Consider the following 22,829-nt stretch of genomic DNA (forward strand, 5'->3'; position numbering starts at 1 on the left):
GCGATCATACCTCCTGTATTGAATTGGGTGCACCGCTAGTTTCTTCCCGCCCGCCGGAAATATGCAGAAAAACACGGCCGGAGCGCACTCCGGCCGTGTTTGGGAGCTCCTTCCGCTCACCCCAGGGGCCTGCCCGGACGGCGGACCACAGGGGATCGCTTTTTGATGCCGGACACCACGCCCATGGCGGCATACAGCGTCAACAGCGAGGACCCGCCGTAGCTGAAGAACGGCAGGGTCAGACCGATCACGGGCATCACAAACAGGCACATACCGATGTTCACCACAGTCTGGAAGATCAGCATGGCCGCCACACCCACACAGACATAGCAGTGGAAGGGCGTCTCAGCCCGGCGGGCTACCAGCAGCACCCGGATGATGATGGCCGCCAGCAGGGCGATCACAACAAGACAGCCGATCATCCCCAGCTCCTCCCCGCAGACACAGAAGATGAAGTCCGTGTGCCGGGCCGGCAGGGACCCCTCCCCCGCCTGAGTCTGGGTGCCCTGCATGTATCCCTGGCCGAAGAGGCCGCCGGAGCCCAGGGCCAGCAGGCCCCGGGTCTGCTGCCAGCCTGCTCCCAGGGTATCATAGGAGTGGTCAAACAGGACCCGGAAACGGTTGATCATATAGTCCGGCATCAGGCCCAGAGCCACCGAGGCGGCAATGGCTGCCCCGCTGCCGGCGAACAGCAGGACGAACCACCGCAGAGCGAAGCCTGCCACAAAGGCCATGCACAGAAAGATGAAGAAAAATGTCAGGCCGTTGCCCATATCCCCGGAAATCCCCACGTACCACCCCATCAGGGCGATGGTGTGCCCCGCCACCATCAGGGCGGAGGGGAAGGATTTCAGATCCCGCTTCACCTCCCGCAGCCACTCCAACTGCTTGGCCAGCAGCAGGGTGAAGGTGATCTTCACCACCTCCGCCGGGCCGATGCTGAAGGGGAGAAAGGGAAATTTCAGCCATGCGGTGTTGCCCGTGTTGTCCGAGACGCCAAAAGGTGTCAGCAGCAGGGCGATGAACACGACGTTGAAGGCCACAAGCCACTTCCACCGTCGCATCAGCCGCTCCAGGTCCAACATGGACATGAAGATATAGGCGCAGATGCCCAGCACCATGGCCGCCCCCTGGACGCCCACATATCGCACGATGCCGCCGATGTTCAGATACCGGGTGGCGCTGGCGATCAGCGCCATGCCGTACAGGGTGGCGGCGCAGCAGAGCCCCAGCAGCACCAGGTCGGCCTGCTGGATGAAGTCTGCCAGAATGGCTTTCAGTCGGTTCCACATGGGCGTTTCCATTTCCTCCGGCGCAGAATTTGACGAATGCAGTATACCACAAATGAAAAGATGTGTAAACGCCGCAAATTTGTTTTTACAGACTGTTCAAAATATGGTATACTGAATCGGATTTGGAAATATCACTGGAAAGGAGCGCTGCTTCGTGGAGTATATTTCCCACAGCGAGGCGGAGACGGAGGCCTTTGGTGAACGGTTGGCCGCCGCTCTCTCTCCCGGCGCCGTGGTGGCCTACCGGGGCGGTCTGGGCATGGGCAAGACCGCCTTTACCCGTGGCCTTGCCCGTGGCCTGGGATGCCGAGGTCGGGTCACCAGCCCCACCTTCACTATCGTCAACGAATATGAGGGCCCTACCCCTCTGTTCCACTTCGATATGTACCGGCTGAACGGGTCTGAGGACCTGTTCGACATCGGCTGGGAGGACTATCTCTCCCGGGGCGGCGTCTGCGCCGTGGAGTGGAGCGAGCAGGTGGCGGACGCCCTGCCGGAGGGCACGGTCTATGTGACCCTCACCCGCCATCCGGAGCACGACGGCTGGCGGAGCATCACCGTGGAAGGAGGTGCTGCACAATGAGGATCTTGGCACTGGAAACCTCCGCCAAGGCGGTCTCCGCCGCCGTGACGGAGGATGGGAAAGTCCTCTGCTCCGGCTATCAGGACACCGGCCTCACCCACAGCCGCACCCTGATGCCCATTGTGGAGGCCATGCTGAAAAACACCGGCCTGACCGTTCAGGACTGCGACGCCGTCGCTGTGGCGGCAGGCCCGGGGTCCTTCACCGGCATCCGCATCGGCGTCTCGGCTGCCAAGGGACTGGCCTTTGCCGCGGACAAGCCCTGCGCGGCCGTCTCCACCCTGGAGGCCATGGCCCGGAACGTGGCCCACATGGACGCCCTGGTGGTCTGCGCCATGGACGCCCGGCGTAGCCAGATCTACAACGCCCTCTTCACCTCCGAACATGGCCGCCTGACCCGCCGGACGCCGGATCGCGCCATCGGCCTTGCGGAGCTGGCGGAGGAGCTGCGGAGCGAGCCACTGCCCCTGGTGATCGTGGGGGACGGCGCCGTCCTCTGTGAGAAGGCGCTGACAGAGTCGGGACTGCCCTGCCGCCTGGCACCGCCCCAACTGGTGATGCAGAACGCCATGTCCGTGGCCCTGTGCGCCGAGGACCTGGCCCGGGCGGGAAAGCTGGTCTCCGCCCAGGAATTGCTTCCGGTCTATCTCCGCCCTCCCCAGGCCCAGCGTCTGCGGCAGCCGCCCCAGATCTGAGGGAACGGTTTAGATCGTAGGGAACGGTTTACATCAAGGATATCAGAGAAAAGGAGTTTATAAGTATGAGCGGCAAAGTGCATGTGATGGACCACCCCCTGGTGGCCCACAAGCTGACCATCCTACGGGACAAGGACACCAGCGTCAAGGATTTCCGGGAGATCGTCTCCGAGATCGGGATGCTGATCACCTATGAGGCCACCCGGGATCTGCCCCTGACCACCAAGGAGGTGGAGACCCCCATCTGCAGGACCATCGCCCCCACCCTGAAAGGCAAGAAGTTCGCTGTGGTGCCCATCCTCCGGGCGGGCCTGGGGCTGGTGGACGGTGTGCTGCGGATGGTGCCCTCCGCCCGTGTGGGCCACATCGGCATGTTCCGGGATGAGGAGACGCTGGAGCCCCATGTCTACTTCTGCAAGATGCCCAAGGACATTGCGGAGCGGGACATCATGATCGTGGATCCCATGCTGGCCACCGGCGGCAGCGCCGAGGCCGCCATCACCGAGATGAAGAAGCGGGGCTGCAAAAACATCAAGCTGATGGTTCTGCTGGCCGCGCCGGAGGGTGTGGAGCGCATCCAGAAGGCCCACCCGGACGTGGACATCTACTGCGGCGCCGTGGATGACCATCTGAACGAGCACGGCTATATTGTCCCCGGTCTGGGCGATGCCGGTGACCGGATCTTCGGGACAAAATAAGGCGCTCTCCCTTTACGTGTGTGATGCACGGCAGGCCGGTCCCGTCCGGCGGAAAGGAGCATACCATGGCCCCAGAGCAGACGAACGCCAAACGGCACGGCCCCAACCGGGCCACGACGGTGATCTGTCTGGTACTGATTCTCGCTGCCGCACTGGTCATTGCCCGCATGGTGAAATTCCGGTCACAGGTGGACGTGACACTCCCGGCGGTCCTGTGGGAGGATGGCGAGGCCACGGCCGTGAACACCACTCTGCATTTCCACGGGGAGATGGTGAAGCAGTGGGGGCAGGATGACAGCTTCAGCGGCTATCTGGAACTGGAGGAACAGCCCTTCACCTCTGAGGAAGCCAGCAAGGTCTGGCTGACCATGGCCCATGAGGGCGGCGGCCTCAACCGGGGCCTGCTCGAATACGGAAAGTTCCCCGCCCACACGTTTTTCGGGGAACTGTACACAGACCGGGAATATACGCAGTTCTTCCTGTTCCCCTTTGAGCGGGTCCCCGGCGAGGACGACGGAACGTCAACCTACGTAGCCGGCTCCTCCGTCTATGTCGCTCCGGCAGCATCTCTGGACGAGGCAAAAGCTCTGCTGGAGTCGTACGGCTTGATGGAGTCGCACGGCCTTCCGATACCGGATGAAAGCCCGCAATAAACAGCGCCAGTGTTCCAATTGCACAGATTCCAAAAGCAGCCCGGCGGATATTCCGCCGGGCTGCTTTCGTTTTCAGTCAGATTTTTCGCCACTGCGTCACAGCACATACAGATATACCGCCAGATAGTGGAAGAAAGACCCCGCCAGAATCAACAGGTGGAACAGTTCGTGGAAGGTCCACTCTGCAGAGATGTTTGGCTTCTTGACGGCGTAGAACACCGCTCCCACCGAGTAGCAGATCCCGCCCAGAGCCACCAGCGTCAGGCAGGGCTGGCCCAGAGCGGTGAAGTCCTTTGCCACAAACACCACAGACCATCCCATGATGAGATATACTGCCGTGGACAGCATCCGTGGTGCGTTGATCCACAGCATCTTCGCCAGCACCCCCGCCAGGGCCACGCCCCAGAGGATCAGGCAGAATTGTGTTCCCCTGGGCTGGGGCAGCAGCACCACGCAGAAGGGCGTGTAGCTGCCGGCAATCAGCACATAGATCATACTGTGGTCCATTTTCCGCAGCACCCGCTTCACTCCGCCGCTGGCGGCAGTGCCGGGATAGTAGTGATAGATGGCGCTGGCGGCATACAGTGCCGCCATAGACAGACAGAAGCACAGGGCCGCCGCCACCGCCGGTATGGCCGCATCCGTCCAGACGCCCCGAAGCAGATACAGCAGACCGCCCCCCAGGGCGGCCACCGCGCCGAGCGCATGGGTTTCACAGCTGATGGGGTCCTGGGCCTTTGCAAACAGTTTGCGCATGGAATGGTCTCTCCTTCTTGAAATCCGGCATCATGCCGTCCGCATCATATAATATAGTTTTCGATATTATATTAAGCGATTTCGTTTTTTATTTCAAGTAGTTTTTGTAAATTTTCTGTTTCTATTCCATTCTATGCAAAAAAAGCGGACGCCGAAGCGTCCGCTTTCAAAGCCCTGCCGTTTTTATTTCAGTTCCAGTATTCGGTCTTTTCCTTCAGGTCGATGTCCGCGGCCCGGAACACGGGGTTCTTGCCGGCCCTGCGCTGCTCGGTATAGTTCCGCAGGGCTGCCGCCGCCGGACGGGAGAGGACCGCGATCACCGGAATGTTGATGAGCACCATGACGCCCATCAGCACGTCAGACAGGTTCCACACCAGATCCAGCGTGAGGCCGGCGCCCAGGAAAATCAGTCCCATGGCAATCAGGCGGAACACCACCATGAACCGCTTGGAGGGCACGTGCCCCAGCAGATACGCCAGGGCATTGTCCACATAGTAGAGGTTTCCGATCAGAGTTGTGAAGGCAAAGAGCACCATGGCCACGGTGATGAAAACGGGACCCAGGGTGCCGAAGGAGGCGGCCAGGGCCGACTGCACATAGGGGGCGCCCTGCAGCTCCACTGCGGGCTCCACACCGGAGCACAGCAGCATGAAGGCGGTGGCGGAGCAGATCACCAGCGTGTCCAGGAAGACAGACAGCATCTGGACCAGCCCCTGCTTCACCGGATGGCTGACATTGGCAGAGGCGGCAGCGTTGGGGGCGGAGCCCACGCCGGCCTCGTTGGAAAAGAGGCCCCGCTTCACGCCCTGCATCACGGCAGAGCCGGTGAAGCCGGCGAAGATGGCTTGGAAATCGAACGCCTCGGAGAAGATCCGTCCGAACACCTGGGGAATCAGCCCCACGTTCATGACGATGACCACCAGGGCCACCAGCACGTACAGTCCGCCCATGATGGGCACCAGAGTGGAGGCGAAGGCGATGATCCGCTTGCCGCCGCCCATGACGCAGTACCCGGTCAGCAGCGCCACGATGCCGCCGATGATCCAGGGCGTCCACTCCGGGGAATAAAAGCTGTATCCGGAGAAGGTGGACTGGAGGTTGTAGGAGCAGAGCATGTTGAAGCCGCCGGCGTAGGTGGCGATGAGGCTCAGGGCAAACAGCACCGCCAGGGGACGGCTGTGGAGGGCCGCCTCAATATAATAGGCAGGGCCGCCGTAACTCTCGCCGGTCTCCGGGTTCCGGCGCTTGTAAATCTGCGCCAGCGTGGATTCGGTAAAGGCCGTGGCGCCGCCCAGCAGGGCGATGAGCCACATCCAGAACACGGCGCCGTAGCCGCCCATGCAGATGGCCACGGACACGCCGATAATGTTGCCCGTACCTACCCGGGAGGCGGTGGACACCATCAGCGCCTGGAAGGAGGACACGCTTCCCTCCTTCTCCGGCCGCTCCACCACCACGCGGATGGCCTCCCGCAGCAGCCGCAGCTGCGGGAACCGGTTCCGAATGGTGAAAAACAGTCCGGCGGCCACCAGCAGAATCACCAGCAGGTAGGTATACATCCAGTTGCTCAAATCCGCAATGATCTCTCCCAGCATGTGTGCATCTCTCTCCTTTTTAATGTTGGGGAATGGTCGGGAAATCGTTTCAATCAGCCCGAATAGAATATCAGAGCTTTTGTGCCCTTGTCAATGGAAAATCCCAAGATTTTGCAGTATTCTACGGAAAAACCGGCAAACCGCCGGCCCCGCAGTCTCTATTCCGCCGGATAGCCGCAGAGATCGCCGGGATCAGTCAGTTCAGCGTCCGGCACAAAGTCAACCGTCAGCGTGCCGTCCTTCTCCGTTTCATAAGTGATGTGCAGGAGTGCTCCGGATTCCAGCCAGGAAAGGTCCCTCACTGCCGTGGCCCGGTCATCCAGCTCCCGGATGGTCCAGGACCTGCTCCATGTTCCGCTCTCCGGGTCACAGCGTATGACGCTGAATTCTGCAGGGTCCTCCGTCAGGGAAGCAGCCCGCATCCCGTCGCCTGACCAGATCCGATAGCGGGCGGTATTTTCCGCCAGCCGGTCATCTGTCATCGCCTCCGCCGCGGGTACCAGGAAGGATCCGGAGCCGGAGGGCAGCAGAAACGCCTTCTCACTGTCGTACTGTTCTGTGCTCTCCCAGTCTGCGCCGTTGGAGAGGTATACGTCCGTGCCGTCCGTCACGATGTAGGAAAATCGTTTCTCCGTGATCTCTCCGCCGGTCCGCATCCGCCAGAGAAAGCCGCGGCCGTCATAGATGACGTCGATCAGCATGGGCCAGCTCTCATAGTAGTTCTGAAGGGTCCGCAGCTGGCAGGGGATGCCCAGGGAGACCTTCTCCAAAAATATCTCCGCCGCATCCGCATTCTCCGTTCCCGCCTCGGTAAACACCACGGCACCGCCGGCGGAGAGCTCCGCCGGGTCGCCGTACTCCGGCACCTCCTCCATGGGGCCGAAGCCGTAAGGCGTCTCTGCGGAGATGACCGCCCCCTTTGTCAGGGTGAACTCCGCCGCGGCCGTATATTCTCCGATCTCTTTGATGACGCGGAACGTACTGCCGCCGGAGAAGTCGTAGTCAAACAGGGACAGGATGCACGGAAACGCCTGCTTTTCACCGGACGGCAGGGTATACAGCATGGCATCCCATCCGGCGTTCTCAGCCAGGGGCACCTGGGTCCAGCTGCCGTCCGCCTCCCGCACATCCAGCCAATAGGGCGCCCCATACTCCAGAGATTCCCCTTCCCCCTCATAGGACAGGATGCACCACACCGTCTCCACCGACGGGTCGTAAGTCTCCCACTCCGTGGTCAGGGCGGTCCGGGGCGGGTCATCTGTTTCGTATACCGTTGTCACCGCAATGTCGCCGGAATCGCCGCATCCCGTCAGCAGCGCAAAAGCCAGCAGGCAAATCCAAAGCCGTTTCATTCTGACGCCTCCTCTTTCTCTGATTCCATCGCTTTCTTTATTTCATTTCATGTAGACGGACCCGGTTGGGAATAAGTTCCGCCGCTTTCCGGCAAACTACACAAAATCCATCTGAAAATTTTTGAGCTTCCCTGCTTGCATTTTAGGCTGCTGTCCGGTAAAATACAAGTACAAGGGAAGAATGATAGCTGCAACGAAGTGCTGCGCGCACGGGCTGACACCTATCATTCCGGTCTTTTGGTAGGTGTTTCAAACCGACAGCGGTTTGAAGCGCCTTTTCTTTTTATCAGATATGCAAAAGACGGACAAAAGGAGGTCATTTTTATGATTTTACTGGCAAACGGCAAGGTCATCACCCGGGATCCGGAGGGCATCGGCTACCTGCCGGACGGCGGCGTGGTCACCGATGGCGGCAAGATCGTGGAGGTCGGCACCACCGCGGATCTGAAGGCCAAGTACCCCCAGGCGGAATTTGTGGACGCTCGTGGCGGCGTCATCATGCCGGGCCTTATCAATGCCCACACCCACATCTACTCCGCCCTGGCCCGGGGCCTCTCCATCGATGGGTACAACCCCACCAGCTTCTATGAGGTGCTGGACGGCCAGTGGTGGTACATTGACCGGAATCTGGACCTGGAGGCCACCAAGGCCAGCGCCCAGGCCCTGGTGATCGACTCCATCAAGCAGGGCGTCACCACCATTTTCGACCATCACGCCAGCTTCTGTGAGGTCCCCGGCTCCCTGATGCGGATCGCCGAGGTGACGAGGGAATTCGGGATGCGGGCGTGCCTGTGCTATGAGGTCAGCGACCGGGACGGGGAGGAGAAATCCCTTCAGTCCGTGCAGGAGAACAAGGACTTCATCGACTACTGCGAGCAGAACCCCTCCGATATGCTGAAGGCCATGTTCGGCGGACATGCCCTGTTCACCATCTCCGACAAGACCTTTGACCGGATGGCGGCGGCCAACAGCGGCCGGGTGGGCTATCACATCCACGTGTCCGAGGGCATGAACGACGTGTACGACTCCCTCCAGAACTACGGCCGCCGGCCCGTCCAGCGGCTCCAGGACCACGGCATCCTGGGACCCAAGACCATCCTGGGCCACTGCATCCATGTGAACACGGCGGAAATGGATATCATCAAGGCCACGGACACCATGTGCGTCAACAACCCGGAGAGCAACATGGGCAACGCCGTGGGTATCTCTCCGGTGCTGCAGCTCTACAAGAAGGGCATTCTGATCGGTCTGGGTACCGACGCCTACACCAACGACATGCTGGAGTCCATCAAGGTGGCCCTGTGCTCCCAGCGGCACAACGCCTGTATGCCCAACGTGGGCTGGTGCGAGGTGACGGACATGCTGTTCCGCAACAACGCCAAGATGGCGGAGCGCACCGGCTTCCCCACTCTGGGCGTGCTGAAGCCCGGCGCGGCGGCGGACGTGATCGTCATGGACTACAAGCCCTTCACACCGTTCTCTGATGCCAACATCGACGGACACATGCTCTTCGGCATGACGGGGCGGCAGTGCCAGACCACCATGATTAACGGCAGAATCCTGATGAAGGACCGGGTCCTGACGGAGATCGACGAGGAGGCCGTGAATGCCCACATTCTGGAGAGCAGCAAGCGTCTGTGGGGCCGGCTGAACCACAAGGAGTATTGATGACCGGCCGATGTGCCCCTGCGGAAGCAGTGCGCATTCGTATTTCAGGAGTTATTCTGAGGAGGAAAAACTATGTCTGAGTTAATGACCCCCATTCCCTTTCGGGAATTGATGACCTGGATCACCACCGAATACCGCCGGGACGGCGCCGTGTTCGGCGTCCACAAGCCCTACAAGGCCGGCATGAAGAAGCTCCCCATCTTCGGGGAGACCATCGAGACTCCGTTCGGCCCCGCCGCCGGCCCCAACACCCAGCTGGCCCAGAACATCATTGCCGGCTATTTCGCCGGCGCCCGGTTCTTCGAGCTGAAGACCGTCCAGAAGATGGACGGCGCGGATCTGGCCGCCTGCATCAACCGCCCCTGCATCCTGGCGGAGGATGAGTGCTACAACTGCGAGTGGTCCACGGAGCTGTATGTCCAGCAGGCCTTTGAGGAGTATGTGAAGGCCTGGTGCGCCCTGAAGATCATGGCAAAGGTCTATGGTCTGGGCGATCCCAACGGATTCGTGTTCAACATGTCCGTGGGCTATGACCTGGCAGGCATCCAGGGTGAGAAGATCGACACCTTCCTGAACGGCATGGTGGACGCCTCCAAGACGCCCATCTTCCAGGAGTGCATCGCTGTTTTGAAGGAGTTCTTCCCGGGAGAAAGCGATTATATCGACACGATCACTCCCCATGTGTCCGGATCCGTGACGGTGTCCACCCTCCACGGCTGCCCGCCGGACGAGATCGAGCGGATCGCCAGCTACCTGCTGGAGAAGAAGCACCTGCACACCTTCGTCAAGTGCAATCCCACCATCCTGGGGTACGAGACCGCCCGGTCCATTCTGGACTCCATGGGCTATGACTATATCGCCTTCGACGATCACCACTTCAAGGAGGACCTGCAGTACGCCGACGCGGTGCCCATGTTCCACCGCCTCCAGGCCCTGGCAGACAAGGAGGGGCTGGAATTCGGCCTGAAGCTCTCCAACACCTTCCCTGTGGACGTGAAGGCCGGGGAACTGCCCAGCGAGGAGATGTACATGGCGGGCAAGTCCCTCTTCCCCCTGACCACCACCATGGCCGCCATGATGGCCAAGGAGTTTGGCGGGAAGCTGCGCCTCTCTTATGCCGGCGGTGCCGACGCCTTCAACATCGACAAGCTGTTCGCCTGCGGTATCTGGCCCATCACCATGGCCACCACCGAGCTGAAGCCCGGCGGCTACCAGCGGTTCACCCAGATCGGAGACAAGCTGGACGCTCTGGACTTCAAGCCCTTCACCGGCGTGGACGTGGTCGGCATCGAGGCCCTCTCTCTGGCGGCCCGGTCCGACAAGTACCATGTGAAAGCCATCAAGCCCCTGCCCCGCCGCAAGCTGTATGACAAGGTGCCCCTGCTGGACTGCTTCACCGCTCCCTGCAAGGGCGGCTGCCCCATCCACCAGGACATTCCGGAGTATATCGAGCTGTGCCGGAAGGGCGCGTACGCCTCCGCCCTGCGGCTCATCACCGAGAAGAACCCCCTGCCTTTCATCACGGGCACCATCTGCGCCCACAACTGCATGACCAAGTGTATGCGGAATTATTACGACGAGCCCGTGAACATCCGCGCCACCAAGCTGGTGGCGGCCGAAAAGGGCTATGACGCCTACATGTCCAAGATCACGCCTCCCGCGCCGGTGACGGACGGCCGGAAGGTGGCCGTCATCGGCGGCGGTCCCACCGGCATGTCCGCGGCGTACTTCGTGGGCCGGGCGGGCATCCCCGTGACGCTGTTTGAAAAAGCGGACCGCCTGGGCGGCATCGTCCGGCAGGTGATCCCCGCCTTCCGCATCAGCGACGAGGCTATCGACAAGGACGTGGCTCTGATGGAGAAGATGGGCGTGGAGGTAAAGCTGAACACCGAGGCCCCCTCTGTGGCAGAGCTGAAGGCACAGGGCTATACCCACATCTTCTTCGCCGTAGGCGCCTGGAAGGCCGGACGGCTGGACATCCCCGGCAACGTGGTGCCGGTCATCGGCTGGCTGCGCGACATGAAGGCGGGTAAGGACGTCTCCCTGGGCCATGTGGCCGTGGTGGGCGGCGGCAACACCGCCATGGACGCCGCCCGGGCCGCTCTGCGGGCCGGGGCCAAATCCTCTACCCTGGTGTACCGCCGGACGAAGAAGTATATGCCCGCCGATGCGGAGGAGCTGGAGATGGCCATTGCCGACGGCGTGGAGTTCCTGGAGCTGGTAGCCCCTGTGGAGCAGAAGGACGGCAAGCTGATTTGTGAGAAGATGAAGCTGGGCGACCCGGACGACAAGGGCCGCCGCAAGCCCGTCCCCACCGGCGAAATGGTGGAGATCCCCTGCGACACCGTGGTCTCCGCCGTGGGCGAGAAGGTTGAGAGCGAGGTTTTCACCCGGAACGGCATCACCGTGGACGAGAAGGGCATCCCCGCCTTCAAGACCAATCTCGAGGGCGTCTACGCCGGCGGCGACGCCATGCGCGGGCCCGCCACCGTGGTGGAGGGCATTGCCGACGCCCAGTATTTCGCCAATGCCGTCATCGGCGAGGCCCACAAGTTTGCCATCCCCGCCAAGGCCGTAGCCACCCGGGAGGAGGCCGTCGCCAAGAAGGGCGTCCTCTGCGAGAGCGCCAAGTGCGAGGGCAACCGGTGCCTGACCTGCAACGTGGTGTGCCAGGTCTGCGCCGACGTGTGCCCCAACCGGGCCAATGTGGTCATCGAGCTGCCGGACGGCCGCCAGCAGATCCTCCATGTGGACCGGATGTGCAACGAGTGCGGCAACTGCGCCGTGTTCTGCCCCTACGACTCCGCCCCCTACCGGGAGAAGTTCACCCTGTTCCTGACCCGGGAGGGCTTTGACGAGAGTGTAAACAATCAGGGCTTCCTGCCTCTGGGCGGGAAGAAGGTGCTGGTGCGCCTGGACAGCAAGGTGTTCGAGGCAGATCTGGACGCCAAGAACGACCTGCCCGCCGACATCGAGGTGTTCATCTGGACGGTGCTGACCAAGTACGCCTATCTGATGGGATAACCGAACAGACACAAAGGCAGGAGGCCGGGAGACCGGCCTCCTGTTTTTGTGTTTAGTGCTTTCCCCTGCCGGACCGCCTCCAGGTTATGGCTGCAGCGCAGATGAAATACACCCCAATATGGAGCACCAGCGCCACCAGGCCAAAGCCCGCCTCCGCCGTCAGCAGGAGAAGGACTCCCTGTGCGACGGTGTATAGCAGGGCAATGATCCGTTCCTGCCGCCTGCGGGTCTCGTCCGGCTCCCCGCCCAGCCGCCAAAACTGCCGCACCGTGCACCAGACCGCCGCCGCCAGGAAAAGGGCCAGCACAGGCAGGTCTCTCAGCTTGCCCAGCTGGACATACCAGGCGGTCTGACCGACGCCGTACAGCCCTACCGCCACGCCCGCGGCGTACCAGGAGGAAAACTGGGAGGCCGTCTGTTCCCGTCGCCGGATAGGCGGCTGGGCCAGCAGCCAGAGCCCCGCCAGGGCCACCGCCGCCCAAAGGGCAAAGAGCCACTCTACGCCGTGAGCTTTCAGAAAACCAGCCAGGCCGGTGTAGATGCGGACCCACTCCACCCCCGCCGGAGCCTCGGAAACCACGACAGGAAAGACGGCGCTCAGAATCCCCATGGTCACCATACCCAAAGAACCCGCGCCGGTGACGATGCCGCCGGCGATATACCAGGGCCAGTCTCTGTGAACAGAGGGCCTTTCCGTTCCCTGCAGGAACTCCGCCGCCGAAAGCCGATCCTCCCCATCCTGTTCCTCATCCAGCAGCCATTCCACGTCCACGCTGAACAGCCGGGCGCAGGGCAGCAGTTTCGCCGCGTCCGGCAGGGCCGCCCCCTGTTCCCAGCGGCTCACCGCCTGACGGGAGACGCCCAGCTGTTCCGCCAGGGCCTCCTGGCTCAGCCCCTCCCGCTTCCGCAGCCCGGTCAGCTTCTCTCCAAAGGTCATGAGTCTTCCTCCTCCAGTCTCTTTCGCTGGTCCCATCATACCAAGCGCCGCCGGGAAAGTCCACCACAGCCACCTGACACCGCCGCAACCAAACGCAACATTCCCGCCAAAACAAATGTAATGTTTTTTCTCTTTGCAGCAATTCCGCCCTCTGCCGGGTATTCCTTACAGAAGGATGTGATCACATGCCCGATACCGCCGAAGCCGTGGCGCAATACGGCTCCGCAGTCTACCGGCTGGCCTACGCCATGACCCGCTCCCGCAGCGACGCCGACGACGTGTTTCAGGAGGTTTTTCTCCGGCTCCACCGGTCCGCTCCGGATTTTGCGAATGAGGAACACCGACGTGCGTGGCTCCTACGGGTGACGGCCAACTGCGCAAGGAGCCTGCTGGCCTCCCCCTGGCGGATGCGGACCCTCCCGCTGGAGGATGTCTATTCCTACCAAGACTCCGTGGAATCCGCTGTGGACGAGGCTCTGGCCCATCTCCCCGGCAAATACCGGGCCGTCATCCACCTGTTCTACTATGAGGGCTATCAGACGGAGGAGATCGCCCGGATTCTGGGCCGGTCTCCCTCCACCGTCCGGGCACAGCTGACCCGGGCCCGGCAGAAGCTGCGGACATTGCTGAAGGAGGATATATGAACTTTTCCAAAACCTACCGCCGGATGAACGAGCCTGTCGGCCCGTCGCCGGACCTGATCCGCAAGACTCTCTCCCACCCTGACCGACACCGCCTCCCCCTGCGCCGGCTGGCGGCGGCCGCTGCCGTGGCGGCAGTGCTGCTGGCTACCCCAGCCCTGGCGGTCCGGTCGGAGACGGGATATGCGGTTTTATACCGGATTGCCCCCGCCGTAGCCCAGTTCTTCCAGCCGATACAGGAAGCCTGCACGGACAGCGGCATCACCATGGAGGTAGCGGCCGTCCGGGTGGAGGGAGACACTGCCCAGGCGTACATCGTCCTCTCCGGCGGTCCTGTGGACGCCACCACAGACCTGTTTGACAGTTGGTCCTTCCACCTGCCCTTTGACCAGACCGGCCGCTGTGAGCGGGTGGCCTGGGACGAGGCCACCGGGACAGTCACTTTTCTCTGCACTGTGAAAACCATGGACGGCTCCCCCATTCCCACCGGCGGCAAGATGACCTTCTCCGTCCGGCAGCTGCTGACAGGCAAGAAGGCGATGGAGGGCGTGACGGTGGACCTGAAGCTGACGAACTATGCCCAAGAGGCGGAGACCGCCCTCACCTGGGGGGCTGATCCCCCTGCCGCAGGGGTGAGGGAGCCGGAGGTGACCTATTACTCTGCCACCGGTGGAAGCGGCGATCTGGCTTCCGTAATGCTGCAACCCGGTGAAGTCCTGGCGGAGCCCGCGGAGGGCCTGCCCATCACAGCCGCCGGTTACGCAGACGGCCTCTTCCACATCCAGCTGTGCCGGGGAGACGCCTCCAGGACGGACAACCACGCGTTTTTGTGGATGGAAGATGCCGACGGCAGGGAATTCCATTGTACCGGTATCTCTTATTTTACAGGTGAGACGGCTGGCGGCCGGACGGATTATATGGACTTTCTCTTTGCCGTCCCGCCGGAGGAGCTGGCAGGATGCACCCTCCACGGCAACTTCTATACCGCCGCCACCCTGACGGAGGGCCTCTGGCAAGTGACTTTTCCCCTGGAGAATACAGATTGATCCTTTCAGCGCGCCCGGTGAATGTCGGGCGCGCCTTTTTCTCTTGCCATTTTCAGGAATCATGCTATGATAGAGTCAGAAAACACGGGAGGTTCACACTATGTTGGATATGCTGGAATTTCTGCGGGATGAAGGCGTCAGCGCCGACATCACTGCGGAGATCGAAAAATTTCGGGACGCCTATCCGGAGGAGGACGAGACCCTGCGGCGCCGGGTCCCCGATCCCCGGTATCTCTATTATGGAAAGGACATCTGGGAGGAGGCCATCACCGCCATCCTCTGCGGAGAGAACCTGTTGCTGGTAGGCCCCAAGGCCACTGGCAAGAATGTGCTGGCGGAAAACCTGGCCACCGTGTTCGGCCGCCCCAGCTGGAACGTGTCCTTCTACATCAACACAGACGCCGCCACCCTGCTGGGCACGGACACCTTTGAAAACGGCGCCGTACAGCTGCGGAAGGGCCCCATCTACCAGTGTGCGGAGACCGGCGGCTTCGGCGTGTTGGATGAGATCAACATGGCCAAGAACGAGTCTTTGGCGGTGCTCCACGCCACGCTGGACTTCCGCCGCTCCATCGACATGCCTGGCTATGAACGCATTCCCCTTCACGACGCCACCCGCTTCATCGCCACCATGAACTACGGCTACGCCGGCACCCGGGAGCTGAATGAGGCTCTGGCCTCCCGGTTCGTGGTGATCGACATGCCCGCCATCACCACCGAGGGGCTCATCAAGCTCCTGAAGCGGGAGTTCCCCTCTCTGAAAGGCGTGTATGCCGAGCAGTTCGCCGGATTGTTCCAGGACATCCAGAAGAAATGCGACGGCGGAGAGCTTTCTACCAAGCCTCTGGACCTGCGGGGCCTGCTGGCCGCCGTGCGACTGATGCGCACCGGGCTGGAGGGCAACCGGGCGCTGGATCTGGGCCTTGTCAACAAGTCCTTTGATGACTTTGAGCGGCAGCTGGTGCGGGACGTGATCCGCACCCGCCTGCCGGAGACGCTCCGCCGTGAGGATGTGTTTGACTGATGGAGATCCTGGACAGTGAGAAGCGGCGGGCCCGGAACCTGATCTGGAACGCCGCTGCGGATTACTCCTTTGAGCCAGACTTCAAGGCATACGACGAGGATGGCCGTGCAGACCTGTATTGGAACAGCATCATCGGCGCCGTGCGGAAGAATTACGGAGCAGAGACCATAGAAGGGCTGTTTGAATCCCTCCACGGCTGCTCCAAGGAACAGCTCTTTGAGCAGCTGCTGTGGCTGGGGCTGGAAAACGCCGTCTACCAGCGGGAGGCTCCCCGCCGGCCGGCGCTGCCCTCCCTGCGGCGGAGCTATGCCCGCCGGGCCGTGGCTCTGGACCAGCGGGCAGATCCCGGCGACCTGCTGGCCACGCTGGAAAACGCCCACTTCTGCAGGGCCCTGGGGCAGAGCGAACCGCCCCTGCTGCCCAGGGACCGGGAAATGCTGGATGCCCTGGAGTTCCCCGGAGACCTGGACGGCCCTGCCATTGCGGAGCGGGCCCTGGCATTCCTCCACACCTATTTCCATTTCACCCCCGGCGAGACCCAGGCCCAGGAGTCGGAGGAGCGGAAACGGCGCCGCCCCCTCTTCGCCTTCCGCCGCCGGTCCGAGGCGGACCTGCTGCCCGCCGTGCGGGCCTTTGGCCACGGGTTCGGGGAGCATCTGGTGAAGGGCCAGGGCGGCGGAGCCAACGCAGAGCCGGTCCAGCGCCGCCTGACGGACTACAACCTGGCCCAGACGGAGGCCGCCCTGCGAAAATACATGCGGGGCTACTTCGGCGCCCCCTTATACGACCAGTCGCAGCTGGAGAGCCTGGAGCGGGAGCTCTGCGTGGACGAGCACCAGGGCTGCCACCTGTACTACGCCACCGGAGACGACACTCATGAAAAGCTCAAGGGCTATGTGGCCGCCCAGCGGCGCAACGCCCTGCGACAGATGGAGCTGAACCGGGCCGCCTACGAAGCCGACGCCACCCGCCACCGCACCAGCATCCGCCGCCTCACCGCCCGCATCCGCAACGCCATGCTGGCTTATCTCCAGCCCACCCCTGTCCGTGCCGCCTCCGGCGCGCTGGATGCCGGCCGCATCTGGCGGGGCGTGTACCTGGACGACGACAAGGTGTTCACCCGTATTCTCCAGTCGGATCCCGGCGACCTGTCGGTGGACATTCTTCTGGATGCCTCCAGCTCCCAGATCGACCGGCAGGCGGTGGTGGCCGCCCAAGGCTATATGATTGCCGAAAGCCTTACCCGCTGCCACATTCCGGTGCGAGTATCCTCCTTCTGCTCCCTCAGCGGATACACCGTGGTGACCCGCTATCGGGACTACTATGAGACGGGCAAAAACGACCGCATCTTCAATTACTTCACCACCGGCTGCAACCGGGACGGCCTGGCCATCCGGGCCTTGGCCAAGGGACTGGAAGACTCCCCCAGCGAACACAAGCTGGTAATCCTCCTCTCCGACGTGAAACCCAACGACGTGATCCAGATGAACCACAGCGGAAGCTTTGTGGAATACGCCGCGGACAACGGCATCCAGAACACCGCCATGGAGATCCGGTCCCTGACCTACAAGGGCATCAACGTCATGTGCGTTTTCACCGGGAATGACGACGACCTGCCCGCCGCCCACACCGTCTATGGCCGGAACTTCGCCCGCATCCGTTCCCTGGACCAGTTCGCCGACACGGTGGGTTCCCTCATCCAAAACCAAATCCGCAGTCTGTAAAGCACGCCGCCCGAAAGGGCGGCGTGCTTTACATTCATTCTTGGGCGGCGCTCAGTTCCGGGAGCACTTCTCCGCGTCGATGGCTAGCACCAGCATCAGTACGCACAGCGCGCTGCCCGGGTCCGCCACGTCGATCACGTAAGTGTCCGTCCAGTGGAGCAGCTCCTTGTGGATGGACGCCACCTGCGCCCCGCAGGCCTCCGTCACCCGGTAATCCCACTCCAGGAAGTCGCCCTCCACACGCCAGCCGTTGCAGTCGATGTCAAATTTCGGCGTGAAAAATGTGAATTCCTTTTGGATGCAGCCCACATACTGATCCTGGACGTACAATTCAAATTTGGGCAGAAATGTCAGCACCTGCTCCCGCACCGTGCCGATGTGGTCTCCCGCCGCATTCAAAATGTGGAGGCAGTGTCCCCAGGCCAGCTTTCCCTCCACAGTGTAGACGGTGTTCCCCGCCTCGTCGTAGATGTCATAGCTGTCAAACCAGGAGAACAGCCGCTGTCTGAACAATAATCTCATAGAACCTCCTTCTGCAGTGCCGCCGGCTGATATTCCCGGAACCGCTTTGCTGTCCGGTAGAGATAGACCAGCTTCACGATCCCCACCACCAACAGGCCGATGGCGTCCGCCAGCATCGCCAGAAGACCCAGAATTGCCGAAATCAATGCCAGGAAGATACATCCAAACAACCCCAGCAGCAGGCCGATCCACCATTTCCAAAGCAGCCGCCACTTCCCCGCCAGCTCCGGGTCAAGCTCTTCCAAAACCTCTGCATGGGCATAAAACTCCTGATATGCGGCACAGAGCTCCAGCACCATGACCGGCAGGGAGAGCAGCCACCACAGCCAGTTCCCCTCCGGAATTGCCGGAAGCAGCAGCACACCGCTGATGATGCCGCCAGCCAAATAGCACAGGGCCGCCGTGCGGTACCTGCCTGCCGCCTCCCGCAGCTGCCACAAAAGGACACCATAGGCCAGGGAAATCAGAAATGCCAGCACATTTCCAACGACTCCGGCAGTTGGAAACGCTCCCGCCACAGTATCCATGGTCAGAATGTTGCTGAAAACACTGGGAATCACCAGCCAGAACAGCAGCCACAGCCACTTGGCCAGCACAGGGGCATTCCGGTCCAGCCGCGCCCGGCGCTCCCGCTCTGCCTCCACGGCCCACAGCCGGTTCTGGGGCATATCTCTTCGCCGCAGGGCACAGCCGGTAGAAAAGGTGCAGGTCACACATGCCGTATGCCCCTTCTCCCGGCAGCAGTCCGCAATGGGACAGCCGCCGGAAAACCGGCGCCCCGGCCCATCCTGACAGCCGGGACAGTCCAGCTGCTCTTTCCAGGTACATGCGTCGCACATTCGCCCGCAGATGCCCTCCATCGCCAGTGCCTCCCTTTGTTTTTTTGAGATTATATCATAATCCGCCTTTCCGATGGGTAACAAATCTATGACATTTTTCTCCAAGACGTCCCTGCCAACAAATTTTTCCGCCAGAAAAACCGCATATTCTCCCGTCCCGGAGTCAAACTATGCTCGCGATACCCAGTAACCCACACGCAACAAATGTATGATGAAAAGGAGATTCAATTATGTCTAGCAAGAATAGCAATAAGATCAACGTTCCCGAGGCCCGTGCGGCTATGGATAAGTTCAAGATGGAGGCTGCCGCCGAGGTGGGCGTCAACCTGAAGGAAGGCTACAACGGTGACCTGTCCTCTCGTGAGGCCGGCTCCGTCGGCGGCCAGATGGTCAAGAAGATGATCGAGTCCTACGAGAAGAACCTGTAACTTCCCACTGGACACAGTGAAGCGGCCCGGCAATCGCCGGGCCGCTTTCTCATGTTCCTGTGTTGTCTCCCCAGAAACCGCTCCACCAATCGCCGCCGGCGTCTCCAAAGCCGCCGCTGGGATCGTTGGGATCCGGCTCCGTAGGCTGGTCTCCGCCGCCGGAATCGCCGCCGGAGGGGTCCTCTGTCGGCGTATCCGGATCTATGGGCACATCAGGGTCGTTGGGATCAGGCGGCTGCCAGTTGGGATCGCTGGGATCCAGCCCCCCATTCGGGTCATCGGGGTCCGTAACTGCAGCCGACGTGTGGACGGGACATCCGCCGGGGCTGGTCTCCGTGGGGGCCACCGCCTTTTCCAGGGTGCTGATGAGATAGGCGTCGTCGGAGGCAGTGATGCTCTCGCCGTAATCCTCCCGCACATAGTCCAGATAGCCCTTCTGCACGATGGACTCCGCCGGGCAGAACTCACCGGCCAAGCAGTTACCCTCGGTGCAGATGTCCACCATCTTGTGGAGCGTGCACTCCGTCGTGGGCTCCGTGCCCACAGCCACCTCATAGGATACCGTCCGGTCCCCTCTGGAATCGGCGCGGCAGGCATCCGTCGCCAGCATGCCGCTGTCCGCGCAGACACTGACCGTTGTCAGGCCGCTACTGGGACGGTTGAAGGACTTGTCCGGCAGATCCGCATGGACCTTCTCCATCACCTGCCGCCACAGGGAGGCCGCCGGGTTCACGGAGTAGCTGATCCGCTCGTTGTTCTTGTAGCCCACCCAGACCGCCGCGCAGTAATACGGCGTGTAGCCTGTGAAATAACGGTCATAGTTGTCGTTGGTGGTGCCGGTTTTTCCTGCAATGTGCATCCCGCTGAATCGAGCGCCGCCGCCGGTGCCGCCGGACTCATTCACCGCCCGGCGCAGCATGTCCGTCATCAGATAGGCGGTGGTCTCCTTCATGGCCACCCGCTGCTCCGTCTCCTTTTCCAGCACCACGGTGGAGTTGTCGTTGGCCAGAACCTTTACGTAGGTCTTGGGCTCATTGTACACACCGCTGTTGGCGAAAGCAGCGTAGGCCGCCGCCATCTCCACCGTGCTGAGGCCGTAAGTCAGGCCGCCCAGCCCCAGCGGGCTGACGTTCATATCCTCCGGTGCCAGACTCAGCCCCAGATTTTCGGTGGCGAATTGGTAGGCCGCCGTGACCCCAACCTTTTCCAGTGTCTGCACCGCGATGGTGTTGATGGATGCCTTGACACCGTTGCGCACGGATGTCCAGCCCGTGTAGGTGTTGGGCGAGTTCTTGGGCCATGGATTCCCATTCAGCAGGCGGACCGGGTAGTTGTCAAAGGTGGTTGCCGGAGAGACTGCCCCCGCATCCAGCGCCGGGGCATAAGCCGTCAGCGGCTTGATGGAGGAACCCGGCTGCTGGATATCCGTTGCATAGTTCCACAGCAGGTTTCCGGACTTGGGTCCCATATCGCCCACCATGGCCACGATGTTGCCGGTGGAGGGCTCGATAATGGTAATGCCGGAGTGGATCAGCTGTCCGCTGGCAGAGGTGAGGTTGTTCAGACTCCCCCGGTCCTCGTAGACAGACTCCGCAATCTCCTGAATCTTCGGGTCCAGCGTGGTGTAGATGTTGTAGCCGCTGTTGTAGATCCGGTTCAGGGCCTCTTTTTCGGTGATGCCGTACAGGTCCGCCAGATCCGCGGAGACATCCCGCAGCACCTGGTCCACGAACCAGGAGTTGACATTGGCGCCGCCGGTAGCCTCCGTGACAATGTCCTGAGCGGAAGTGGTGCCGTCCGTGAAATGCAGCTCCTCCGCCTTGGCGGCCTCGGCCTCCTCCTCTGTCAGATAGGTGAGCCCGGTGACGCCCACATCGTCATTGCCGCCGGCCATCCGGGTCAGGATCATCTCCTGGCGCTCCTTGTTCAGCTCCCGGGGCGTGACGGTGCTGCCGTCCTCCCGGGTGATGGTGATGGTGGACATAGGACCATACAGGGAGGGGTTGTTGGTGATGGCGATGAGGCAGGCGCATTCCGCCGGATCCAGCTCCGACACATCCTTGCCGAAGTAGAACTCCGACGCGGTCTGGACGCCGTAGCAGCCCTGTCCCAGATAGATGGTGTTCAGGTACATCTCCAGGATCTCCTGCTTGGTGTAGTTCTTCTCGAACTCCAGGGCCCGGAAAATCTCCCGCACCTTGCGGTTGATGGTGTTGCCGTCGTCGCCGGTCATGTTCTTCAGCACCTGCTGCGTCAGGGTGGAGCCGCCGAAGGTGGCCCGGCTGCCGGTGAAGAAGTTCAGCGTGGCGGAGGCGGTTCGGGTCCAGTCCACGCCGTTGTGCTCAAAGAATCGGTGGTCCTCAATGGCCACGGCCGCCTGCCACAGCGCGTCCGGGATCTGTTCATAGTCCACCCAGATGCGGTTTTCCGTGCCGTAGACAGTCTGGTATTCCACCCAATCTCCGGTGTCCCTGTCCTGGTAATAGATGATGGAGCTGAGATTCATGGTGTAGTCGTCGGCGTTGACCTCCAGCGTAGGGGCCAGCGTGGTCCGGACGTACATCATAAAAAGCCCGGCAAGCATCGCCACTGTGCAGATGCCCACCAGCAGGACCGTCCCCAGGATGAAGACGACCTTGTGTCCCGTTCGTTTGGTGCTTTTCTGCTGTCTGGGTTCCCGGCGGGGGATCATCTCATGGGATCCCTCCCGTCTTCTGCGTTCCAATGCAGAGCACCTCCTTCTTTTGAATTTGAATTTTCTGCAAAAGCAGTCTGCCGCGCCGCCTGTCTGCGGCCGCAGAGGCTCAGAGTCCTCCATAATATGTTCTATTGTACCATCCCATGTCAATATCGAAAATGTCGTATTTTACCGAAAAAAAGTTTCTTATCCGCATGGTTTTTCTGCTTTTGGGCAGGATAAATCCATCCCCAGCGCCCCAGTTTCCCACATTTCCAAAAGTTCACCCCCTTGCAATCTTCTGGAAAGTCAGTTACAATACCCCTAGAATACAGACAGAAGGAGGACGCCCCATGGCGGATGAGTACGGCCCCACTTTCATCACAGTCACAGACGAGGACGGCCGCGAGATCGTGCTGGAGTTTGTGGACGCGCTGGAATACAACGGCCAGCAGTACCAGGCTTTCTTCCCTGCGGAGACAGAGGGAGAGGATGAGGACGATCCGGACAATGGACTGGTGATCCTGAAGGTCCTCCACGAGGACGGGGAGGATCTGCTGTCCACGCTGGATTCCGACGAGGAACTGGACGCGGTCTATGACCTGTTCATGGAGTCCCTGTTCGACGAGGACGGAGAGTCCTGACACTCCATACAAAAATTTCTCTCCGGGTCCG

General features: G+C 61.5%; 20 protein-coding genes. 12 read left to right on the top strand and 8 right to left on the bottom strand.

Going from position 1 to position 22,829, the window contains the following annotated elements; translation table 11 throughout:
* Positions 1–116: 116 nt before the first annotated feature.
* Positions 117–1,292, bottom strand: coding sequence for an FtsW/RodA/SpoVE family cell cycle protein (locus OCV80_RS08650; RefSeq protein ID WP_119310861.1), 1,176 nt, complete (start codon positions 1,290–1,292; stop codon positions 117–119).
* Positions 1,293–1,446: 154 nt separating this feature from the next.
* Here OCV80_RS08650 and tsaE point away from each other — a divergent pair, with 154 nt between their 5' ends.
* The 4 genes from tsaE to OCV80_RS08670 all read left to right on the top strand — a co-directional run bounded on the left by tsaE (position 1,447) and on the right by OCV80_RS08670 (position 3,921).
* Positions 1,447–1,875 (top strand): tRNA (adenosine(37)-N6)-threonylcarbamoyltransferase complex ATPase subunit type 1 TsaE, encoded by a 429-nt coding sequence (gene tsaE / locus OCV80_RS08655; RefSeq protein ID WP_021747806.1) that lies wholly within the window; start codon positions 1,447–1,449, stop codon positions 1,873–1,875.
* Complete coding sequence (tsaB, locus tag OCV80_RS08660) at positions 1,872–2,570, top strand: tRNA (adenosine(37)-N6)-threonylcarbamoyltransferase complex dimerization subunit type 1 TsaB (RefSeq protein WP_021747807.1); 699 nt, start codon at positions 1,872–1,874, stop codon at positions 2,568–2,570. Before tsaE ends, tsaB begins: the two co-directional genes overlap by 4 nt.
* A 65-nt stretch (positions 2,571–2,635) precedes the next feature.
* Positions 2,636–3,268, top strand: a complete 633-nt coding sequence (gene upp, locus OCV80_RS08665; RefSeq protein WP_021747808.1) for a uracil phosphoribosyltransferase — start codon at positions 2,636–2,638, stop codon at positions 3,266–3,268.
* 65 nt (positions 3,269–3,333) lie between these two features.
* Entirely contained in the window at positions 3,334–3,921 is a 588-nt protein-coding gene (locus tag OCV80_RS08670; protein WP_036629516.1) for a hypothetical protein, read from the top strand.
* A 96-nt stretch (positions 3,922–4,017) separates the two neighbouring features.
* Here the strand turns inward: OCV80_RS08670 and trhA are convergent, their stop codons facing one another.
* The 3 genes from trhA to OCV80_RS08685 form a co-directional block, all read right to left on the bottom strand.
* The gene (trhA, locus tag OCV80_RS08675) at positions 4,018–4,677 is read right to left on the bottom strand and encodes a PAQR family membrane homeostasis protein TrhA (protein ID WP_021747810.1); all 660 of its coding nucleotides are present in this window, start codon (positions 4,675–4,677) and stop codon (positions 4,018–4,020) included.
* Between the two features lie 188 nt (positions 4,678–4,865).
* A complete protein-coding gene (locus OCV80_RS08680; protein WP_021747812.1) occupies positions 4,866–6,272 on the bottom strand; it encodes an alanine/glycine:cation symporter family protein in 1,407 nt (468 codons plus the stop codon).
* Positions 6,273–6,430: 158 nt separating this feature from the next.
* A complete protein-coding gene (locus OCV80_RS08685; RefSeq protein ID WP_119310860.1) occupies positions 6,431–7,624 on the bottom strand; it encodes an immunoglobulin-like domain-containing protein in 1,194 nt (397 codons plus the stop codon).
* A gap of 324 nt (positions 7,625–7,948) precedes the next feature.
* Here OCV80_RS08685 and ssnA point away from each other — a divergent pair, with 324 nt between their 5' ends.
* The gene (ssnA, locus tag OCV80_RS08690; protein WP_021747815.1) at positions 7,949–9,292 is read left to right on the top strand and encodes a putative aminohydrolase SsnA; all 1,344 of its coding nucleotides are present in this window, start codon (positions 7,949–7,951) and stop codon (positions 9,290–9,292) included.
* Between the two features lie 72 nt (positions 9,293–9,364).
* Complete coding sequence (gene ygfK, locus OCV80_RS08695; protein ID WP_119310859.1) at positions 9,365–12,316, top strand: putative selenate reductase subunit YgfK; 2,952 nt, start codon at positions 9,365–9,367, stop codon at positions 12,314–12,316.
* A gap of 52 nt (positions 12,317–12,368) precedes the next feature.
* Here the strand turns inward: ygfK and OCV80_RS08700 are convergent, their stop codons facing one another.
* Entirely contained in the window at positions 12,369–13,253 is an 885-nt protein-coding gene (locus OCV80_RS08700) for a helix-turn-helix domain-containing protein (protein WP_158629831.1), read from the bottom strand.
* Positions 13,254–13,438: 185 nt separating this feature from the next.
* Between OCV80_RS08700 and OCV80_RS08705 the strand changes: the two genes are divergently transcribed.
* From OCV80_RS08705 to OCV80_RS08720, 4 genes are all read left to right on the top strand, one after another.
* Positions 13,439–13,897 (top strand): RNA polymerase sigma factor, encoded by a 459-nt coding sequence (locus tag OCV80_RS08705; RefSeq protein WP_119310857.1) that lies wholly within the window; start codon positions 13,439–13,441, stop codon positions 13,895–13,897.
* Positions 13,894–14,940 carry a DUF4179 domain-containing protein gene (locus OCV80_RS08710; RefSeq protein WP_119310856.1) on the top strand — a complete coding sequence of 349 codons (1,047 nt, stop codon included), beginning with the start codon at positions 13,894–13,896 and terminating at the stop codon, positions 14,938–14,940. The genes OCV80_RS08705 and OCV80_RS08710 overlap by 4 nt, the downstream gene beginning before the upstream one ends.
* Positions 14,941–15,040: 100 nt before the next feature.
* Complete coding sequence (locus OCV80_RS08715; protein ID WP_021747821.1) at positions 15,041–15,964, top strand: AAA family ATPase; 924 nt, start codon at positions 15,041–15,043, stop codon at positions 15,962–15,964.
* A complete protein-coding gene (locus tag OCV80_RS08720) occupies positions 15,964–17,688 on the top strand; it encodes a vWA domain-containing protein (protein ID WP_136891671.1) in 1,725 nt (574 codons plus the stop codon). Before OCV80_RS08715 ends, OCV80_RS08720 begins: the two co-directional genes overlap by 1 nt.
* A 51-nt stretch (positions 17,689–17,739) precedes the next feature.
* On the opposite strand, the gene OCV80_RS08725 is transcribed toward OCV80_RS08720, so the two are convergent.
* Together OCV80_RS08725 and OCV80_RS08730 are read right to left on the bottom strand one after the other, a co-directional pair.
* The gene (locus tag OCV80_RS08725) at positions 17,740–18,210 is read right to left on the bottom strand and encodes an LURP-one-related/scramblase family protein (protein ID WP_021747823.1); all 471 of its coding nucleotides are present in this window, start codon (positions 18,208–18,210) and stop codon (positions 17,740–17,742) included.
* Complete coding sequence (locus tag OCV80_RS08730; protein ID WP_025544600.1) at positions 18,207–19,070, bottom strand: DUF3795 domain-containing protein; 864 nt, start codon at positions 19,068–19,070, stop codon at positions 18,207–18,209. The genes OCV80_RS08725 and OCV80_RS08730 overlap by 4 nt, the downstream gene beginning before the upstream one ends.
* Before the next feature lie 209 nt (positions 19,071–19,279).
* Between OCV80_RS08730 and OCV80_RS08735 the strand changes: the two genes are divergently transcribed.
* Entirely contained in the window at positions 19,280–19,477 is a 198-nt protein-coding gene (locus OCV80_RS08735) for an alpha/beta-type small acid-soluble spore protein (protein ID WP_021747825.1), read from the top strand.
* 49 nt (positions 19,478–19,526) lie between these two features.
* On the opposite strand, the gene OCV80_RS08740 is transcribed toward OCV80_RS08735, so the two are convergent.
* Positions 19,527–22,202, bottom strand: a complete 2,676-nt coding sequence (locus OCV80_RS08740) for a transglycosylase domain-containing protein (protein ID WP_160117411.1) — start codon at positions 22,200–22,202, stop codon at positions 19,527–19,529.
* A 305-nt stretch (positions 22,203–22,507) separates the two neighbouring features.
* Here OCV80_RS08740 and OCV80_RS08745 point away from each other — a divergent pair, with 305 nt between their 5' ends.
* Positions 22,508–22,798 (top strand): DUF1292 domain-containing protein, encoded by a 291-nt coding sequence (locus tag OCV80_RS08745; RefSeq protein WP_267288357.1) that lies wholly within the window; start codon positions 22,508–22,510, stop codon positions 22,796–22,798.
* The last annotated feature ends 31 nt before the right edge of the window (positions 22,799–22,829 follow it).

The sequence above is a fragment of the Oscillibacter acetigenes genome (genome assembly GCF_025567605.1).
Classification (GTDB): domain Bacteria; phylum Bacillota; class Clostridia; order Oscillospirales; family Oscillospiraceae; genus Oscillibacter; species Oscillibacter welbionis.